At 43.2% G+C, this 1277-nt stretch carries 2 protein-coding genes; both read right to left on the bottom strand.

What is annotated here, in order from left to right:
- Positions 1-163: helix-turn-helix domain-containing protein (locus IQ242_RS25055; protein ID WP_193961817.1), on the bottom strand; the 163-nt coding region annotated here is incomplete at its 3' end.
- Positions 164-377: 214 nt separating this feature from the next.
- Entirely contained in the window at positions 378-545 is a 168-nt protein-coding gene (locus IQ242_RS25050; protein ID WP_193961816.1) for a hypothetical protein, read from the bottom strand.
- Positions 546-1277: the final 732 nt, after the last annotated feature.

The following is a 1277-nucleotide window of genomic DNA, read 5'->3' as shown; positions in this document are numbered from 1 at the left end:
AGCCTACTCTTTCTTGCTTTTCGTACCAAGCTTGTGTTCGTTCGTGGAGAGCTTTGTTGTAAACTAATCTTACACAGCCCAATGTGCGCCGCAATAGCGACTCTTGTTCGGGTGTGGGGTAAAATCGGTAGCGATAGCTTTTCCATGCCTCACATTTTAGCATATATCGTGTAAATGCGCTAATATTTAACAGTAAAGCCAACCTAGAACGACGGGGTTTCAGACCCAAATTTTCGATGATCGATCGGTCGCGGGTACATCTCTATTGTGGGGTACGTTCACTTCCGTTGACATCCCGTTATCGAAACGCGCCTCCTTATTCTACCGCCGCAATGATTGATGGTTAGAGGGGCGATTGTCGTATCTATCGCGGAGCGTCAATCGGTCACTAACCCGTAATACTTCTCTAACATGGTCAGCATTTCCTCTTCTAACGCGCTCAGGTAAGGTCGCTGTAGTTTCCCCAAGATTCCTAAGAAAGCGAGGGCGGTATCTTCCAGTTCTTCCCCTTCCCTCAGTCTCGACAATCGATCACATAATCGCACAGATTAAAACGCGACCGTTTTATTGTACTACCTTCGATTGATTCAAGAGATTTTGGTAACATTCGGTTGGGGTAAGGTAAGATAAATATTTAAAGGGAGTCTGATTAATTATTTCTGCAAATCTTTCGTTATCAACCGCATTGTACTGATCTAATTTAGCGATTAAATTCTTTATGTTATTCATGGAGCCTACCAGACTCCTATTCTCGGATTTGAGATAATGAATTTCAGGGGAATCGCCCTCTTGCCGGTCAATGGCGGTAATTTGAGCGATAATTCCCTTAATTCCCTGCTTGTACGAAGAAATTACTGAGTAATGAGAAAAATACCTCGCTTCCTGAGATCGAGGACATCAATTCGCCAAGTATTAATATCGGCGATAAAATCTTCTCTTGACTGCACTTCTCGTTGAAGTCTTTCGGCCGCTTTGCTTGATAAAATCAGAAGATGGGCGTTCGCATGACATTGCTTGAACCCCGTTAAAAACCCTATTACGATAAAAATTGTTCACACCTAGTTAAGGCCGCCTAATGGAGCTAGGTGGAACTCATTTGTCCGTACACACTATACTCAAAAGAAGAAAAGATGATAAAAACCTTCATTCAAGTAGCTTCTTCTCTGTTCGTTAGTGCGATCATTTCTTCGGGTCAACTGCATCTGATGATGGTAGGAACAGCGCTCGCGACCGCCACTTCTACCTCTGCGATCATTGTTACTAGAGAGAAAAAGAAA

Source organism: Microcystis sp. LEGE 08355, assembly GCF_015207185.1.
Lineage (GTDB): Bacteria > Cyanobacteriota > Cyanobacteriia > Cyanobacteriales > Microcystaceae > Microcystis > Microcystis panniformis.
This window is presented reverse-complemented; position numbering and strand designations above follow the sequence as displayed.